Origin of the sequence: Nocardia blacklockiae (assembly GCF_015477355.1) — a bacterium.
GTDB lineage: Bacteria > Actinomycetota > Actinomycetes > Mycobacteriales > Mycobacteriaceae > Nocardia > Nocardia blacklockiae.
This window is the reverse complement of sequence record NZ_JADLRJ010000003.1, coordinates 199562-216772: the sequence shown is the minus strand read 5'-3', so window position 1 is coordinate 216772 and position 17211 is coordinate 199562. Positions and strand designations below refer to the sequence as shown.

The 17211-nt window shown below is 69.8% G+C and carries 15 protein-coding genes; 11 read left to right on the top strand and 4 right to left on the bottom strand.

The window, feature by feature from the left end:
- Positions 1-8: 8 nt before the first annotated feature.
- From IU476_RS10515 to IU476_RS10505, 3 genes are read right to left on the bottom strand one after another with little or no spacing between them, the layout of a single operon-like run.
- Positions 9-1289: an ATP-grasp domain-containing protein gene (locus IU476_RS10515; RefSeq protein WP_195099036.1), complete on the bottom strand. Its 1281-nt coding sequence runs from the start codon at positions 1287-1289 to the stop codon at positions 9-11.
- Entirely contained in the window at positions 1282-2235 is a 954-nt protein-coding gene (locus tag IU476_RS10510; RefSeq protein ID WP_195099818.1) for an alpha/beta hydrolase fold domain-containing protein, read from the bottom strand. The genes IU476_RS10515 and IU476_RS10510 overlap by 8 nt, the downstream gene beginning before the upstream one ends.
- On the bottom strand, positions 2228-4306 hold the full coding sequence (locus tag IU476_RS10505) for a CocE/NonD family hydrolase (protein ID WP_228823466.1): 2079 nt from the start codon (positions 4304-4306) through the stop codon (positions 2228-2230). The genes IU476_RS10510 and IU476_RS10505 overlap by 8 nt, the downstream gene beginning before the upstream one ends.
- 391 nt (positions 4307-4697) lie before the next feature.
- Here IU476_RS10505 and IU476_RS10500 point away from each other — a divergent pair, with 391 nt between their 5' ends.
- The 10 genes from IU476_RS10500 (at position 4698) to IU476_RS10455 (ending at position 14503) form a co-directional block, all read left to right on the top strand.
- Positions 4698-5432 carry an ABC transporter permease gene (locus tag IU476_RS10500; RefSeq protein ID WP_228823536.1) on the top strand — a complete coding sequence of 245 codons (735 nt, stop codon included), beginning with the start codon at positions 4698-4700 and terminating at the stop codon, positions 5430-5432.
- On the top strand, positions 5432-6295 hold the full coding sequence (locus IU476_RS10495) for an ABC transporter permease (protein ID WP_195099033.1): 864 nt from the start codon (positions 5432-5434) through the stop codon (positions 6293-6295). Before IU476_RS10500 ends, IU476_RS10495 begins: the two co-directional genes overlap by 1 nt.
- 4 nt (positions 6296-6299) lie before the next feature.
- Positions 6300-7358, top strand: a complete 1059-nt coding sequence (locus IU476_RS10490) for an MlaD family protein (RefSeq protein ID WP_195099031.1) — start codon at positions 6300-6302, stop codon at positions 7356-7358.
- Entirely contained in the window at positions 7355-8359 is a 1005-nt protein-coding gene (locus IU476_RS10485) for an MlaD family protein (RefSeq protein WP_195099029.1), read from the top strand. The genes IU476_RS10490 and IU476_RS10485 overlap by 4 nt, the downstream gene beginning before the upstream one ends.
- A complete protein-coding gene (locus IU476_RS10480) occupies positions 8347-9396 on the top strand; it encodes an MlaD family protein (RefSeq protein WP_195099027.1) in 1050 nt (349 codons plus the stop codon). Before IU476_RS10485 ends, IU476_RS10480 begins: the two co-directional genes overlap by 13 nt.
- Entirely contained in the window at positions 9396-10499 is a 1104-nt protein-coding gene (locus IU476_RS10475; RefSeq protein WP_195099025.1) for an MlaD family protein, read from the top strand. Before IU476_RS10480 ends, IU476_RS10475 begins: the two co-directional genes overlap by 1 nt.
- Entirely contained in the window at positions 10496-11563 is a 1068-nt protein-coding gene (locus tag IU476_RS10470) for an MlaD family protein (protein WP_195099022.1), read from the top strand. Before IU476_RS10475 ends, IU476_RS10470 begins: the two co-directional genes overlap by 4 nt.
- Positions 11560-12516 carry an MlaD family protein gene (locus tag IU476_RS10465; RefSeq protein ID WP_195099020.1) on the top strand — a complete coding sequence of 319 codons (957 nt, stop codon included), beginning with the start codon at positions 11560-11562 and terminating at the stop codon, positions 12514-12516. The genes IU476_RS10470 and IU476_RS10465 overlap by 4 nt, the downstream gene beginning before the upstream one ends.
- A gap of 44 nt (positions 12517-12560) precedes the next feature.
- Positions 12561-13160 carry a hypothetical protein gene (locus IU476_RS10460; RefSeq protein WP_228823465.1) on the top strand — a complete coding sequence of 200 codons (600 nt, stop codon included), beginning with the start codon at positions 12561-12563 and terminating at the stop codon, positions 13158-13160.
- Between the two features lie 89 nt (positions 13161-13249).
- Positions 13250-14503: an MFS transporter gene (locus tag IU476_RS10455; RefSeq protein WP_195099018.1), complete on the top strand. Its 1254-nt coding sequence runs from the start codon at positions 13250-13252 to the stop codon at positions 14501-14503.
- Positions 14504-14531: 28 nt separating this feature from the next.
- Here the strand turns inward: IU476_RS10455 and IU476_RS10450 are convergent, their stop codons facing one another.
- On the bottom strand, positions 14532-15593 hold the full coding sequence (locus tag IU476_RS10450) for a phosphotransferase family protein (protein WP_195099810.1): 1062 nt from the start codon (positions 15591-15593) through the stop codon (positions 14532-14534).
- Positions 15594-15760: 167 nt separating this feature from the next.
- Between IU476_RS10450 and IU476_RS10445 the strand changes: the two genes are divergently transcribed.
- A complete protein-coding gene (locus IU476_RS10445; protein WP_195099017.1) occupies positions 15761-17140 on the top strand; it encodes an FAD-dependent oxidoreductase in 1380 nt (459 codons plus the stop codon).
- Positions 17141-17211 lie beyond the last annotated feature (71 nt).

Genomic DNA, 17211 nt, shown 5'->3' with positions numbered 1-17211 from the left:
TTTCCGGGCTATTCCTCGACGTCCTCGAATTCGAAGTGCAGGGCGTCGACGCAGCGTTCGTATTTGCGGGTCATCTCGGCTTCGCTGTCGGCGCCGATGAACAGGTCGGCCAATTCGTAGCTGTAGCTGTCCTGGGCGGGGGCGTCGGACAGACGGGTGCCCTCGGCGGCCGTCACCTCGATGGTCACGCCCGGGATGTCGCGCTGGATGGCCTCGATTTCCGCGGCGGCGGGGACGCGGCGGACGATGCCGTCGGTGAAGCGGCGGTAGTACCACTTGGCGGCAATCTCGTAGGGTCCCTCGCCGCGCGGCAGGCTCGGGTCCATGCCCAGGCCGAGCCGGATCATGCAGTGGTGGTTGGGGATTCCGTCCACGGCCAGGAACATGTCCGCGTGCGACTGCGAGTGGCGGGCGTTGATCTCCAGTACCGAGACGCGACCGGTGTCGAGATCGCAGAAGAATTCGATGCTGAACGTCGAATTGTTCAGGCCCATCTGCGTGATCACGCGCTCGGAGATGTCGGTCATCCGCTCGACGAACTCGGCGGGCAGCTGCGACGGATACTGGTGGCGCAGGAAGCACGGCGTATCCGGATAGTTGATCGAGTCCAGCGCGCCGTTGACGGTGACCTTGCCCTGGTACACATAGCCTTCCGTGGCCGCCTGCACGCCGGTCAGCGCCTCCTCGGCGAGGCAGGCCTGGCCGCCGATCTCGGCGATCTCCGGCGGCAGATCCACCTGATCGAGCACGAATTCGAACGGCTTGCCCACCCGGCTCACGCCCTCGCGGATCTGCGCGACCGCGTCCTCGAATTCGCGGTCGTCCGCCACGTGGAAGGCCAGCTCCGAGGAGAAGGACTTGACGGGTTTGAGCCACACCGGATAGCGCATGCCCTCGGGCAGCCGCGCCTCGCCCGCCAGATCCACGATCCCGAATTTCGGCAGATCGTCGACGACCTTGCTCTGTTCGAGGCGGCTCCAGTACTTGTGCTCGCATTTGACGACCGCCTCGAGGTCGGCGCTGGGCAGTCCGCGCTCCCGGCACAGCATCGGCACCAGCGCGGTGACCGGGAAATCCCAATAGCCGACGATCGCGCCGATCTTCCCGTCGAATCCGTCGAGTTCCTGCTGCGCCTTGTGCAGCAGATCCTCGATCGGAATCTGGCCCTCCTGGGTCTCCTCCACACCCAGCAGCCGGTGATAGTTGAAGCGCTCCGCGTCCGGAATCTGCTCGAGTGTGCGCAGATTGCCGTCGTCGAGCGCCAGCACGAAGATGTCGATGTCACCCATGCGTATTCCTCACTTCGTCGTTCACGAGACGCACCAGTTCCCGCATCGCGTGCCGGGACTCCGGAAGGTCGGCGAGCACCCAGGCGTGGAACATCCCGGGGTATTCGTGGTAATCGAGTTCGACGCCCTCGTCGGCGCACCGGGTCCGGAAGCGGCGGGCGTCGGCGAGCAGGACGTCGCGGGTGCCGATGAACAGGCTCAGGCGACCGGGCGTCGCGGCGGGCGCGTTCAACGGGCTGATCTGCGGGTCGGCCCGATCGTGCCGGTCGGCGTAGAGCCGCCCGGCCTCGACCAGACCCGCGACGCCGAGGTACGGGTCGCGCGGGTCGATGGCCTCGGCCACCGGGTCGATCATGGTGACGTCGAGCCACGGCGAGATCATCACGACCTCCTTGGGCGGCGTCTCCCCCGCCGCGCCGATCCGCCGCGCCAGCACCAATGCCAGTGCGCCGCCGGCCGAATCGCCCATGAAGATCTTGTCCTGCGTCGGGGTGTCGCCGAGGAGCTCGTCGTGCGCGGCGACCACCATGGGGACGGTGTCGTCGTAGTGGTGCGCGGGGGCGAGCGGATACAACGGCACGGTCACCGTGCATCCGGTGTGATCTATCAAGCGGGACAGGAACTTCCAGTGGTCGCGCTGGATCTGGTGCACGTACGCGCCACCGTGCAGATAGAAGACGTGCCGGGTGGTGCCGCCGGTGCGCGGCCGGATGGTGTAGACCGGCCGCCCGCGGATTTCGCGCCGGCTCACCAGGTGGTCGCGGTACAGCGACTCCGGCGGCCGGTCCCGTTCGGGTCGTTGGCTTTTCGCGATGCTCTCGTGCAGTGCGTCGGCACTGGCGAAGGTCTTCTTGGCACGGGTCACCCGCAGCGCGGCGATCATCATCCGGGCCCGCAGGCTCGGCTTCTCGGACGCCGCCAGGGTGGCCGGCTGATCGTTAAACATGGTCACGGGGGATCGTCCTGTTCCAGTTTCGCGAGTACACGCGCCGCTCGCCCTCGAAGCCGTCGAGCTGCGCGTGCACGAGGAAGTCGGTCGGGGTGCAGGTCACCCGGGTGCGAGTGTCGGTGCGGGCCCGCCAGTCGCCCCGGGCGAAGGTCATCGACCAGGAGGTCTCCGCGGTGGCCGAGCAGAAGTCGTCGGCCTGCCAGCCGTAGTGCTCGCGCACGTGCCGGTCGACCAGCAGGTCCTGCTCGTCGAAGCGCACCACGCCGGCGTCCTTGACGATGTCGAGCGCCGAGCGGTAGTCGATCAGGTCGCGCGAGACGGTCCACTTCTGCTCGCCCGGCGTGATCCGAGTGGTCGGCATCGGTTGCGCCCCTTCGGGTTCGGCGAACGGCCGGGGCGACACCTCGTCGTCCTCGGCGATCGGCCGGATCGGCAGCCGCAGACTGCTGCCCGCGGTGTGCACGGTGAGCTGCGCGGGTTCCGGCGGGGGCCAGGCCAGCGGCCAGTACGAGGTGGACAGCGACAGCCGGATGCGATGCCCGGCGGGAAACGCCTGCGCCACCGCGTTGAGCTGCACGGCGACCCGATACCGCTCGCCCGCGCGCAGCGGCTCGGGATGGTCGTGGCCGTCGCGGTGGGTCAGGTTGAGCAGGCCGTAGGTCACCCGGGTCGCGCGGCCGTCCGGGGCGACGTCGGACAGCCGGGCCGCGACCATGGCCACGGGCTTGTCCGCCGACACCTCCAGCGTCACCACCGGCGCGCCCAGGATCTCGCAGCGCTCGGGCAGTTCGTCGGTGTCGAAGACCAGCGAGCCGCCGTCCTCCTCGCGCTGGTCGTAGGGCAGGTCCGGCGGCGCGCTGTAGGACGCCCACTTCCCCGCGAACTGCCCCACCGACAGCGGCGATTCGACCAGCAGGTCGGCGGGCGGCACGGCCTCGTCCGGCCGCCCGATCCGGTTGCGCGCCAAGGGATGTTCGGTCTCCCGGACGTGCGGCGACGGCCAGGCCGGCTCGCCGACCCACCGGCCGGGCCGGTCCTCGTAGGAGGTCGAGGGCGGCACGCTCTCCTGCATCCAGGTGTAGAGCATCGGCCCGTCCATCGCCCCGTTGTCGATGTCCTTGAGCCAGTAGTCCCACCAGCGCACCACTTCCTGCAGGTAGCCGATGGCCGGTCCGGGCTCGCCCAGATGCGGGTACTTGTGCGACCAGGGGCCGATGAAGCCCTTGCGCGGCACGTTCAGATTGGCGAGCAGCCGGGCCACCGCATTGGAGTAGCCGTCGGCCCAGCCGCTGGACGCCAGCACCGGAACCTGCACGTCGGAATAGTTCTCGCACACCGAGGCGCGTCGCCAATAATCGTCGCGGCGCTGATGGCTCAGCCAATTCTCGGCCCAGAGGCTGCAATTCTCCAGGCGCTCCAGCCACATGTCCCGCCAGCGCTCGCCGACCAGTGCGGGATCGGGCGGCAGGGTGCTGTAGGCGAACATGGTCGCGGACTCGGCGATATTGTCCGACAGCAGCGCGCCGCCCATGTAGTGCATATCGTCGGAATACCGGTCGTCGGTGAACGAGGAAATGACGATCGCCTGGAGTTCGGGCGGTTTGCGGGCGGCGATCTGCAAAGAATTGAACCCGCCCCAGGAGATTCCCATCATGCCGATTCGGCCGTTGCACCACGGCTGTTCGGCCAGCCAGCGCAGGACGTCCTCGGCATCGAGGTGTTCCTGTTCCAGATATTCGTCGGCGAGTACGCCCTCGGATTCTCCGGTGCCCCGCAGATCGACCCGGAGACAGGCATATCCGTGCCCGGCGAGATAGGGATGGTGAATCGAATCCCGCACCGCGGTGAGGTCGCGCTTGCGATACGGGATGTATTCCAGAATTCCCGGCACCGGCTGGTCGTCCGCCGCGATCGGCCGCCACAACTTGGCGGCCAGCCTGGTCCCGTCCGACATCGGAATCCACAGATGTTCCTCGACGGTGATCTGCTGCGGCAGCGACGTCACCGTCCGCAGCGGTGTGCCGCGGGCCTCGCTGTCGGTGGCGGGAATGTCGGGTGCGGTGGTCATGCGGCTCCTTTCTCGCTCGACGGCCGCGTTCGCACCGGCTACCCGCTCCGACCCCGGCTACACGGCCGGACCGAGCGCGGCGGGCCGCCCGATCGCGGTGGAGTGACCCCGACATTGTGAAAACGCTTGCCCCGGAACCGCGACTGAAATAGCATCCAGACACATGTCCGAGTCTCTGTCCACCAAGGCTTCCGAGTCGCCCGCGAGCCCTGTCGATGTGGCCGCGGAGGTCGCGTAACGCGGCATTTTCGTCGAACAAGGAGGTTCGGTGTCGACGACAGATCCGGCCATTCTCGCGGACCAGCACGAAGCGTCCGCCGCGGCGGCGGTGCGCCGGAATTTCTCCGAGACGGTGCTGTCGAGCCTCGCCACTCTCGGCCGCGCGATCCGCATGGGCGCGCAGGCCGTCCGCATCGCCGCGCTGGATACCATCCGGCTGCGGTTCCAGGTGCACGAAACCCTCACGCAGGCCTGGTTTCTCATCAAGGTCACCGCGATTCCCAGCATTCTGATGGCCATCCCGTTCGGCGTCATCGTCTCCGCCCAGGTCGGCAATATCGTGTCGCAACTCGGCGCGGATTCGATGATCGGCGCGGCCGGCGGGCTGGGCGTGATCAAACAGGGCGCGCCGATGGCCGCGGCGATGCTGCTCGGCGGCGCGGGCTCGGCGGCGGTGGCGGCCGATCTGGGCGCCCGGACCATCCGGGAGGAGGTCGACGCGATGCGCGTCATGGGCGTCGATCCGGTGCAGCGCCTGGTGGTGCCGCGCATCGCCGCGATGATGCTGGTCGCGCCGATGCTCACCACCCTGATCATCGTGGTCGGCATCGCCTCGGGCTTCGCGGTCGCGGTCTCCGCGCTGGACGTGACGCCGGGCAGCTACTGGGATTCCTTCGGGTCCTTCACCACTCCGATCGATATCTGGGTGGCGGTGATCAAGTCGTTCCTGTTCGGCTTCCTGGTCGTGGTCATCGCCTGCCAGCGCGGGCTCGAGGCCAAGGGCGGCCCGCGCGGCGTGGCCGACGGCGTCAACGCGGCGGTCGTCATGTCGATCGCCGCCGTCACCGTCCTCAACACCGCGATCACGCAGGTGGTCACCATGTTCATCCCCGTGAGGATGGCCTGATGACCGCGACCCCGTATCTGCCGGCCGGACTGCGCTGGGCGAACCGCCTGCGCGGCCGGCTGCACCCGATGCGCCCGATCGACTCGACCGGTTTCGCGATCGGCTTCGGCTGGCAGGTCTTCGCGTCGCTGCCGTACACGCTGCGGCGCTACCGCCGCCAGACGATCATGGTCGTCACCGACATGACCTGGGGCCGCGGCTCGGTGATCATCGGCGGCGGCGTGGTGCCGCTGATGCTGCTGCTGGGCGCGGCGATGGGCGCGTCCATCGGCATCGAGGCCTACAGCGCGCTCAACCTGCTGTCGCTCGGGCAGCTCAGCGGCCTCATCTCGGCCTTCGGCGTCACCCGCGAACTCGCCCCGATCGCGGCGGGCGTCGGCTTCGCGGCGCAGGCCGGCTGCCGGATGACCGCCGAGATCGGCTCGATGCGCATCTCCGAGGAGATCGACGCGCTGGAATCGCTGGGCATCCGGTCGGTGCCGTTCGTCGTGACCACCCGGGTCATCGCCGGAATCGTCGCGGTCGCACCGGCTTTCGTGGTCGCGCTGATCCTCAGCTACCTGTCCTGCGAGGTGATCGTGACGACGATCCACGGCACGCCGTCGGGCACCTACACCCACTATTTCGACCAGTTCGTGCTCGGCTGGGACGTGGTCGCCGCCACGATCAAGGTGATGATCTTCGCGATCGCGGTCGTGCTGATCCATTGCTACCAGGGCTATTTCGCCACCGGCGGACCGGAGGGCGTCGGCATCGGCTCGGGCCGCGCCATTCGCGCCAGCCTGGTGTCGATCATCGCGCTCGACATGTTCGCCACCATCGTCCTGTGGGGCTTCCAGTCCCCCATCACGTTCACCGGGTGACCGCATGCCTGCCTACATCCTGCCCGGCACCGAGGTCGGTCCGCGCCGCGCCCGCGTCCTCGGCCTGTGTGCCGTCCTGCTCGCCGCGGCGCTGGTCGTCGGCTGGCGCGTCGCGCCGGAACGCCGCCCGGCCGACGAGATCCGCGTCGCGCTGCTCACCGGCCACGTCGGCGAAGGCATCGAGCCGGGTACCGACGTGCGGCTCGACGGCGTGCGCATCGGCACGATCACCGGGATCGACGCCGACGCGCCGGGACGCCAGCGCGTGGACCTGGGCTTGCTGCGCTCGCAATTGTTCGGCCTGACCGACGCGCTGACCGTCGACTACGCCCCGGGCAATCTCTTCGGAATCAGTGCGCTGCAACTGCATTCGAACGCCGGCGGCACGGCGCTGGCCGACGGTTCCACCGTCGATCTGACCGGCCGCAACGCCGACCGCGTGCACGACGCCACGCTCTCGGCGCTGCTGCGGTCCACCGGTCAGCTCACCGACGACGTGCTGACGCCGAAACTGTCGGACCTGCTGCGCAAGACCTCGCAGGACCTGACCGCGTTCACCCCGCTGCTGCAGGCCATGGGCTCGACCGCGCGCGCCTTCGCCGAGACCCAGCAGTTGCCGCCCTCGCTGCTGTTCGACCGGTACGGGTCGGTGCTGGCGGGCCTGCCGCCGATGCTCTCCGGAGCGATCCTGGTGCTCTACGGCGACCTGACCAACGCCTATCTCGCGAATCCGGAGAATCTGACCAAGTACGGGAACTTCTGGGTCAATGTGCAGGACCGCCTGCTCCCGGCGGCCACCCGCACGCTCGGCACCGCGCGGCAATATTTCGGCGGGCTGCTGCCCATGGCGCCGTTGATCCTCGATCGGCTGTCGTCCTCGGTCGGCACGCCGCAAGAGTCGGCGGGACAGCTGGGCGAGCTGATCGCCCGGCTGGACAAGGCTTTCCATGATTCGCCGACGGGCCCGGTGCTGCACGCCGGGGTCGAATTGGACACGGTCCCCGGCCTGGCCGCGCCGCTCGCGGCCGCCCTCGGCGCGCCGGGCGGCGGGGGGCACCCGTGACGACCCGATCGCTGCTCCTGCGCCTGGCCATCGCCGCGGTGCTCACCGTCGTCGTGCTGGCCGGGGTGTTCCGGGTGGTGGAGCGGCCGGTCCGCGGCGACACCGACACCTACACGGCGATGTTCACCGACGCCAACGGGCTGCGCGGCGGCGATGACGTGCGGCTGTACGGGGTGCAGGTCGGCAAGGTCCGCGCGGTCGAACTGGACGGCGCGCTCGCGCGCGTGCGGTTCACCGTCACGAAGGACCATCCGGTCTTCGAGGGCGGCAAGATCGCCATCCGGTACCAGAACCTCACCGGCTTCCGCTATCTGGATATTCAACAGCCGGAACACCCGGAGCGCCGCCGCGATCCGAAGACGGTCTTCCAAATCGCCGACACGGTACCGGCTTTCGACATCACCACTCTGTTCAAGGGTTTACAGCCGGTGCTCGCGCAGCTGTCGCCCGCCGACATCAACCAGTTCGCGACCAGCATGCTCGCGGTCATCCAGGGCGACGGCACGGGCCTGGGTCCGGCCCTGGACGCGGTAAACAAGCTGAGCCGCTACGCCTCGGACCGCCAGGCGGTGGTGTCGACGCTGGTGTCGAACCTCGCGGTGATCTCCGACCACCTCGGCGGCAAGTCCGGTAGCGCGATGGCGCTGATGAGCAAGCTGACCAGCCTGTTCGTCAACATCACCGACAAGCTGCCCGGGCTCGTCGACTTCGCCCTGACCATCCCGCCGGTATTGAAGCCGCTGCGCGGCACGCTCGCCGCGCTGGGCGTGAGCGGCAATCGCGGCCAGGACCTGGACGCGGTGTTGCAGAACGCTTTTCCGGATCCGCACGCGGCCGCGGCGGCGTTCGGGCGGCTGCCCGGCCTGATCCAGGCGATGACCGCGGTCGTCCCGTCCACCGGCCCCGACGCCGCGCTCACCTGCTCCCACGGCACCGCCGCGGCCCCCGCGCCGCTGCAACTGCTCATCGCCGGACAGAGGATCACGCTATGCAACAGGTGAACGGCCGGGCACGGCGGGCGGCCCTGCGCGAGAAACTCCGGCGGGCGGCGCGTTCCGGCGATGGGCGCACCGCCGAATTGCGCTGGGGCATAGCGGGTCTGGTGGTCGTGGTGCTCCTGGTGATCGCGATCGGCGCGGTCTACGTCACCGGGACCACCCCGGAGCGGGAGTACGCCGCCGACCTGGCGCAGGCCGGGTCCATCCGGACCGGGGACGACGTGCGGGTCGCGGGCATTCCGGTCGGCAAGGTGAAATCGCTGACGCTGCTGCCGGATCGGGTCCGGCTGCGGTTCACCGTCGACGACGAGGTGTTCCTCGGCAGCCAGACCGCCCTCGACATCCGCATGCTGACCGTGGTGGGCGGCTACTACCTGGCCGTGCTGCCCGCGGGCACGCAGCCGCTCGGCTCGGCGGTCATCCCGCGCGAGCGAGTCACGCTGCCCTACAACCTGACCCAGGTCTTCCAGGACGCCGTGCGGCCCGTCCGCGAGATCGACGGGAGCGAACTGCGCCGGACCCTCGCCGCGCTGGCGACCTCGGTCGACACCAGCCCGGACGCCTTCCGCGCCGCCGTCCGGGCGGTCGGCGATCTGACCGGGATCATGAACCGCCAGAACGCCGACATCTCCCGCACGCTCGCGCTGGCCGACGAGTATCTCTCCGCGCTGCGGGCGAATTCGGACGTGCTGGTGCGGCTGGTCAACGCACTGGCCGGCATGGAGATGGTCATCCGAAACAACAGGAGCGAGATCGCGCAGGCGCTCGACGACCTGGCCACCGTGCTGCACGGCCTGACCCCGCTGGGGCGCGCCTGGGACGCGAACCTGAAGGAGCGGGCGCGCCCGCTCGCCGACCAGGCGATCCCCATGCTCCAGGAGCTGGGCACCCGCCTGGGCGCCCTCCTCGATTCCGTGCGCGACCTCGAACTGCGGCTGCTGCCACTGCTGCCGGACGGCGGCGGGGTGACCGTGGACCGGTCCGCGGCCACCGTCTCGTTGCCCGGGGTGTGCGTGCCCGTACCGGGGGGAGGGTGCTGATGCTCGCGAAGATCCTCGGCTCGCGGGGGCTGATGTCGGCGGCGGTGGTGCTGGTTCTCGTCGTCGCGGCGGCGGCCGGTCTGCGACTGACCCGGGAGCATCCCGACACCCGCGCGTACTGCGCGCAGCTGCCCGACAGCATCGGGTTGTACGAGGGCAGCGCGGTCACCGTCCTGGGCGTGCAGGTCGGCAAGGTCACCGGCATCGAGCCCGACGGTGCCACCACCAAGGTCCGGTTCACCGTCCGCTCGGACCGCAAGCTGCCGCCCGACGTCGGCGCGGTGACGGTGAGCGAGAACCTGATCGCCGACCGGAACCTGGCGCTCATCGGAGACGAACCCGCCGGTCCCGGTTGGGATCCCGGCACCTGCATCACCAAAGCCCTGACGCCCAAGAGTCTTTCGGAGACGTTCGACGCCCTGGCCGGTCTAGCCGACAAGCTCAATGGCGCTGGAGACCCGGAGCGGCACAACACGTTCGGGGCCGGGCTCGACGCCCTCGACCGTGCCACCGCCGGCACCGGCGACCAGCTCAACGACGTCATCCAGCAGCTCGGCAAGGCGCTCGCCGCGCCGGACGCGGCGATCGGCCACCTCGGGCAGTTGCTCGACGCTCTCACCGAACTCGCGCACCGCGCCCACGGCGGCTGGGCGCAGGTGAAGGACACCATCATCGCGCTGCCCGGGGCCTTCCACGACACCAACGTCCTGGCGTTCCCGCCCGTGGTGGACCTCGTCGCCGCGCTGGCCGAGGTGCTGCCGCAGCTCAACGACGTGTTCATGATGTTCGGCACGCCCGCGGTGCGGGCGATCGACGCCATTCCCGGTCTGCCGCAACTGATCACGGCCGGTGTCGGCACACTCACCGACCTGCTCCGGATGACCCCGGCCATCGCCGCGGGTTTCGCCGGCGCCGTCGATCCGGCCAGCGGCCGGTTGACCATCGGCTACGCCCCGCCGAAGCTCGCGCTGCCCGCGCAGCACGCCGACCAGGTCTGCGCCGCCGTGCAGGCCGTCACCGGACAGCATTGTGCCGCAACGGAGAACGGCACGGTCACGGTGCCCGCACTGCCCGCACTGCTGGCGGGGGTGAGCGCGCGATGACCGAGCGGCCACACACCTCCCAGCGCGTGCTCGCCCGCGCGCTGCTCGCCCTCGCGCTCGTCCTCACCGCCGCCGGCTGTGATTTCCAGCCCGCCGACGTGCCGGTGCCCGGGGTCGGCGTCGACGGGCCGACCTATCGGCTGCGCATCGAGTTCGCGAACGTGCTCAATCTTCCGCAGGGTGCCAAGGTGATCGCCGACGGTGTGCGGGTGGGACAACTCGGCAAGGTCACCGTCGTGGACCCGAATACGCACGGCGGCAAGGGTTTCGTGGTCGCCGAGGTCGACATCCGCGACTCGGTGCGGCTGCCGGTCGGCACCACCGCCGAACTGCGCCAGGAGACACCGCTCGGCGACGTGCACATCGCGCTGACCGAGCCGGCGGCCCCGGCGGCGGCCCGACTCGAACCGGGCGCGACGATCCCGCTCGCGAACACCACCCAGTCGCCGCCCATCGAGGACATCCTGGCCGGGCTGTCCACCTTCGTCGGCAGCGGCGCGGTCACCGACGTCCGGGACATCGTCCGCAAGATGAACGCGATCATGCCGAAGGATCCGCGCGACACCGCCCGCCTCGCCGGCATTCTCGGGGCCGATCTCACCGATCTGGGCGGCCGCCTGGACTCCGTCGACCACGTGCTCGACGGGTTGCAGGCCACCGTGACCGACGGATTGGCCGCCAACACACCGTATCTCGACGAACTGCTCACCCCCTACGGTGTCCAGCAGACCACCGATTCGGTGAACGCGCAGATCGGTGTCATCCTCGTGCTGACCGCGCTGGGCCCGATGGGTCCCGCCGCGGCGTGGCTGGGCCCTCTGTTGCAGTCCACCGACGGCGCCGTTCGCGCCTTGGTGCCCATGTTGTTCGGCAACCACCCCTTCGACACCGGCTCGCCGTCGAATATGAAGAAGCTGGTCGAGCTGATCAACACCAAGCTGGTCCCGTTCGCCGACCGCGGGCCGAAGGTCGATCTGGTGGAGGTTACCGCCGCGCCCATGAGCCCGCCGGAGCGGACCGATCGCATCGTCGACACCCTGCGCATGATCGGAGTGGTGCGATGAGCGTGCGTTCCACCGTCTCGCTGGCCGCGATCGCCGCGGTGCTGGTGCTGGGCATCACCTACATGACTGTCGGTGTGCTGCACCTGGATCCGCGCCGGTCGCATCTCACCGCCGAGATGCGGCTCGCCGATTCGGGAGGGCTCGGGCCGAACGCGCCGGTGCTGCTGCGCGGTCTGCAGGTCGGCCGCACGCGGGAGGTGCGCAAGCAGGCCACCGGGGTGCTGGTGCGGCTCGAGATCGACGACCGGTACCGGATCCCGATCGCCAGCACGGTCGTGATCGAGCAGCTGTCGGCGCTCGGCGAGCCCTACATCGAGTTCGAGCCGGCCGACGGCGGCGGCCCGTACCTGCGCGACGGCCAGCTCGTGCCGACCGACCGGATCCGCACGCCGATGACCATCACCGCGCTGTCCGCGCGGCTGGTCGAACTGATGAACCAGATTCATCCGGAGGTGATGGGCCGACTGGTCGACACCTTCGGCCGCGCCCTGTCCGGTACCGACACGACCATGCGGACCTTGCAGCGTTCGACCACGCTGCTGGCCACCACCCTGCTCAGCCGCACCCCCGCGTTGCGTCAGCTGTTCGCCGACATCCAGGCGATGGGCGGCGACATCGATTGGCTCGGACCGTCTCTGGCCGCGGCCGGGCCGGAATTCGGCGAGTTCGGCCGGTTCCTGAACCGCATCGTCGAGCAGGGCTCCGGGCTCGTGGACGCCCGCCCCACGGCCGATTACTTCACCGGTGACGGGGTGGTGCCCTTCCTCGACAGCACGACCGCGCTGCTCGACAAGATCGGCCCGGGCCTGGCCCCGCTGGGGCCGGTGCTGCGGCCCGTGGTCGCCGACGCGGTCCGCCGCACCCCCGAGATCGACGTCAGCACGCTGATCGACCAGGCGCTGAACAGCGTCGACGCCGACGGCACGCTGCGTTTCCGAATAAGCGTCAAATAGCCGGGCGGCCTCGGCCGCCACCAGCCACGGCGAAGGAACAGAGCATGACCACAGCGACAGACGAGAAGACCGACACCACCCAGGCGGAGAACGCTCCGGCACGGAGGCCGGGCCCGCAACCACGCACGCTCTCGATCCGGCTGTCGACCGTGCTGCTCACCGTGGCGATCGCCGGATTACTCGCCGCGACAACAACTTTCGCCGCACTCTACTGGTCGGCGCGGTCCACCCTCGCCGACCGCGACGACCGCGCCGCCGCCGACCGGCACGCCGAGCAGATCGCCTCCGACTACGCGGTCGGGGCCTCCACCATCGACTTCCACGACGTCAAGAGCTGGATCACCCGCCTACAGGCCGGAACCACCCCCCAACTCGCCGCGAAATTCGACGCCACCGCACCCCAACTAGAGCAGATCCTCCTGCCGCTGCAATGGACCTCGAAGGCAACCCCGCTCTCGGCAGCCGTCACCTCCGAATCCAACGGCGTCTACAAGGTGAACGCCTACCTCAACGTCAACTCCACCAGCGCCCAAACCCCCGACGGCGCCCAAACCACAGTCACCTATTCCCTCACCATCGACAGCAACGCCGACTGGAAGATCACCGACGTCGGCGGCCTCCAGAACGCCCTCCCCACCAAGTAGTCGCCCCAAATCCCTCAACGCCCAAGCGGATTACCCCTCACCGCCGCGCAGAACTTGGGCTCCACCACCGACTACGAGAAGCTTGCCCGGTGACGAGAGCCGCCGACTCCACCGACCGACTCTCCGCCGACTTCTACCGGCTGTGGGGGTCGTTCACCGTCGGCGAGGTCGGCAGCGCCCTCGGCGCGGGCGCGCTGCCGCTGGTCGCCATCCTCGTGGTCCACGCCTCCGACCTGCAGGTCTCGCTGATGGCGGCCATGGCCGGAATCGCCGGCGCGGCAGCCGCATTGCCGATGGGGTCGCTCATCGAGTTCCGCCGCAAGCGAGCCGTCATGGTGCGGGCCGACCTGGTGTCCTTCGCTGTGCTCGCCAGCGTGCCCCTGGCCGCCTGGGCCGGGGCACTGACCTACGCGCAGCTGTGCGTCGTCGCCGCCGCGCAAACCCTGTGCGCGATCGTCTTCAACGCTGCCAACAAGGCCTACGTGAAAGCTGTTGTCCCCGAGTCGCAGCGCGTTCGAGCCAACAGCCGCTTCGAATCCACGGTGTGGACGGTGTCCAGCGTCGGCACCCCGATCGGCGGCGTACTGATCTCGTTGTTCGGCGCGACGGTCACCGTCGTCATCGACGCTGTGAGCTATCTGCTGTCCGCGCTCGGGATCCGCGGCATCGGCACCGTCGAACCGCCGCCGCCGCACAAACGCGCCGAACACCACTGGGTCCGCGAGATCCGCAGCGGGTGGTCCTACATCTTCGGTCAGCCGACGCTGGTCCGGCTGTTCTGGAACGGCATGCTCTTCGGCGGCGCGCTCCTCTCGACAACTCCGCTGGTCGCCCTGCTGCTGCTCCGCGAACTGCGCTTCTCGCCATGGCAATACGGGCTGGCGCTCGGGCTGCCGTGCGTCGGCGGGCTGCTCGGCTCCCTGTGCGCCGCAAGGCTTGCCGCGCGATTCGGCCACCGCGCCGTCCTCCTCGGTTTCGGCACGCTGCGAACCTGCTGGCTCGGGCTGCTGCTGCTCGCCGGACCGAACACGCTCGGACTCGTCGTCGTCATGCTCGCGGAGACGCTGTTGTCGTTCTGCGCGGGAGTGTTCAACCCGATCTTCGCCACCTACCGCATGAACTGCACCGCCGACGACCACATGGCCCGTGTCGGCACCGCCTGGTCGATCAGCGCCAAGTGCGTCCAACCCGCGTTCATCGCCCTCGGCGGAGTCGTCGCCGGTGTGACGAGCACGCGAGTAGCGATCGGCTTCGCGGCCGCCGCGCTGCTGCTCAGTTCTGCACTATTACCGTGGAAGCACGCCGAGCCGACGCCGGTCGGCCATCGGGTCGGGCGGGAGTAGGGCGGCACCGGGCCGCGCCGACCCGTGGTCAGCGCAAGGTGTTGGGGAGGAGGTCGGTGATGGTGGCGGCGGTGCGGGTGAGCATGGTGTGGAACATGTGGTCGCCGCGGGGGGTGGGTTGGGCTGCGGCGCAGCCGAAGACGATGATGAGCGGGGCCTGGACCAGGGCGGCGGCGTAGTCGCGCCAGCAGTCGTCGAAGGGGTAGTCCGTGACGCCGTGCCGGGTCAGGGCGGCGTGGTAGTCGGCGACGATGGCGCGTTCGTGGGCGCGGCGGTCGGGGGTCGGGAGGCTGGTCGCCAGCAGGAAGGCGATGTCGCGCAAGGGTTGTCCGGGGGTGATGGTCTGCCAGTCGATGATCGTCACCGACCCGTCGGGGCCGAACATCACGTTGTCGACCCGCAGATCGCCGTGCAGCAGCGCGAAATGCCGCACGGGCGCCACCAGCCAGTCGCCGGCGGTGTCCACCAGCCAGTCGAGCGTCGCCGATTCGGCCCGGCTCAGCCGGTCGGCGAACCGGTCCCGGAACGCGTCGGTCATCGGGGCGAGCACCGAGTCCATCAGCTCCCGGTCCGCGGCAGTCGGCAGCGCCATTCCGGGCTCGGCGAGCAGCGTCGGGTCGCACCAGCGCGGCCCGTGCAGTCCCGCCGCGGCGACGGCCACCGCCCGCGCCTGCGCGACGCCGCAACCGGCGATCTGATCACCTTGCACGGCGGGCGCGAGATCGTCGAGCAGCAAGACGAATTCGCTGCCGCTGTCCGAGGCGACGGCAGCGTGGCAGCGCGCCAGCGGCACCCGGACGGTGGCGGCCAGGGTGCGATAGAACAGCACCTCGTTGCGGAAAGCGCCGGAACCGAACCGGCGTTGGTCGGCATTGCCCGTGGCGAGCTTGGCGACCATCCGCGCGGGCAAGTCGGTCGCGCCGCGGTAGCGCAGCGCGAGCCGGTAGCTGCCCGCCATCTGTCCCGACCCGACCGGTGTCGCCTCGACCCCGTCGACGACCACGTCGTGCCCGGCCGACCGCAGCAGCCCGGTGAGCCACGCCGGTGTGAGTTCCGCTGCGCTGGTGGGGATATCGTTCGTCATCGTCACCTCGTAGCCGTCGCCGGGGGCATGGAGCAATGCGGCAACCGTGTCGGCGATGCCCCGAATCTAGAACGAGTTCCACAGGCTGGTGGACAGTTTCGGAGAATTGGCTCTCGAGCTGGTGGCCGGGCCGTCCCGCTCGCGTCGGGCGGCGGCCTCGTAACGTAACCGGCATGAGCGAACGTGTGGTGGTCATCGGCGGGGACGCGGCCGGGATGGCGGCGGCGTCGCAGGCCCGGCGGCTGAAGCAGGCGGCCGACCTCGAGATCGTGGTCTTCGAACGCGGGCATTTCACCTCGTATTCGGCGTGCGGCATCCCCTATTGGGTGGGCGGCGACGTCGAGCACCGCGACGACCTGATCGCCCGCACACCCGAGGAGCACCGCGCGCGCGACATCGATCTGCGACTGCGGACGACGGCGCTGGAGATCGATGTCTCCGGCCGCCGCGTCCGCACGCGCGACGAGGAGAGCGGCGAGGAGTCCTGGACCGGCTACGACAAGCTCGTGATCGCCACCGGCGCGGCTCCGATCCGCCCGCCGCTGCCGGGCATCGACGCCGCCGGGGTGCACGGCGTGCAGACACTCGACGACGGCCAGGCCCTCATCGACACCCTGGACTCGACCCAGGGCCGCCGCGCCGTGGTGGTGGGCGCGGGCTACATCGGCGTCGAGATGGCGGAGGCGCTGATCAATCGCGGCTACCAGGTCACCATGCTCAACCGCGGCGTCGAACCGATGTCCACCCTGGACCCGGACATGGGCGTGCTGATCCGGAAGGCCATGCAGGGCATGGGCATTCGGGTGGTCGGCGACACCGAGGCGACGGCCATCCGCACCGATGCGGAAGGCCGGGTGCGGGCGGTCGTCGCGGGCGAGGAGGAGTATCCCGCCGACGTCGTGGTGCTCGGCCTCGGCGTGCGCCCGGCCACCGAACTCGCGCGCGCCGCCGGACTACCGCTCGGCGCGTCCGGCGGCCTGCTCACCGATCAGGCCATGCGGGTGCGTGGCCACGACGACATCTGGGCGGGCGGCGACTGCGTGGAGGTGCTGGACCTGGTCTCCGGCTCCGAGCGGCACATCCCGCTGGGCACCCACGCCAACAAGCACGGCCAGATCATCGGGTCCGGGGTCGGCGGCGACTACGCCACCTTCCCCGGCGTGGTCGGCACCGCCGTGAGCAAGGTCTGCGATCTCGAGGTCGCCCGAACGGGCTTGCGCGAGAGGGACGCTCGCGCGGTCGGCTTGCAATTCGTCACCGTGCTGATCGAATCCACCAGTCGCGCCGGGTATTTCCCCGGCGCGGCGCCCATGACGGTGAAGATGCTCGCCGAGCGCCGCACCGGCCGGCTGCTCGGCGTCCAGATCGTCGGCCGCGAGGGCGCGGGCAAGCGCATCGATATCGCGGCCGTGGCCCTGACCACCCGGATGACCGTGGAACAGATGGTGGCCCTCGACCTGGGTTACGCCCCACCGTTTTCCCCGGTCTGGGATCCGGTGCTGGTGGCCGCGCGCAAGGCGGTGGGCGCGGTCCGCCGGGACGCCCGCGCCTGACGGACGACCGACGACCGTCCGCAACACTGTGGCGATCGAGAGCGATTTCCCTCTCCTCACCCGCTGCGGGT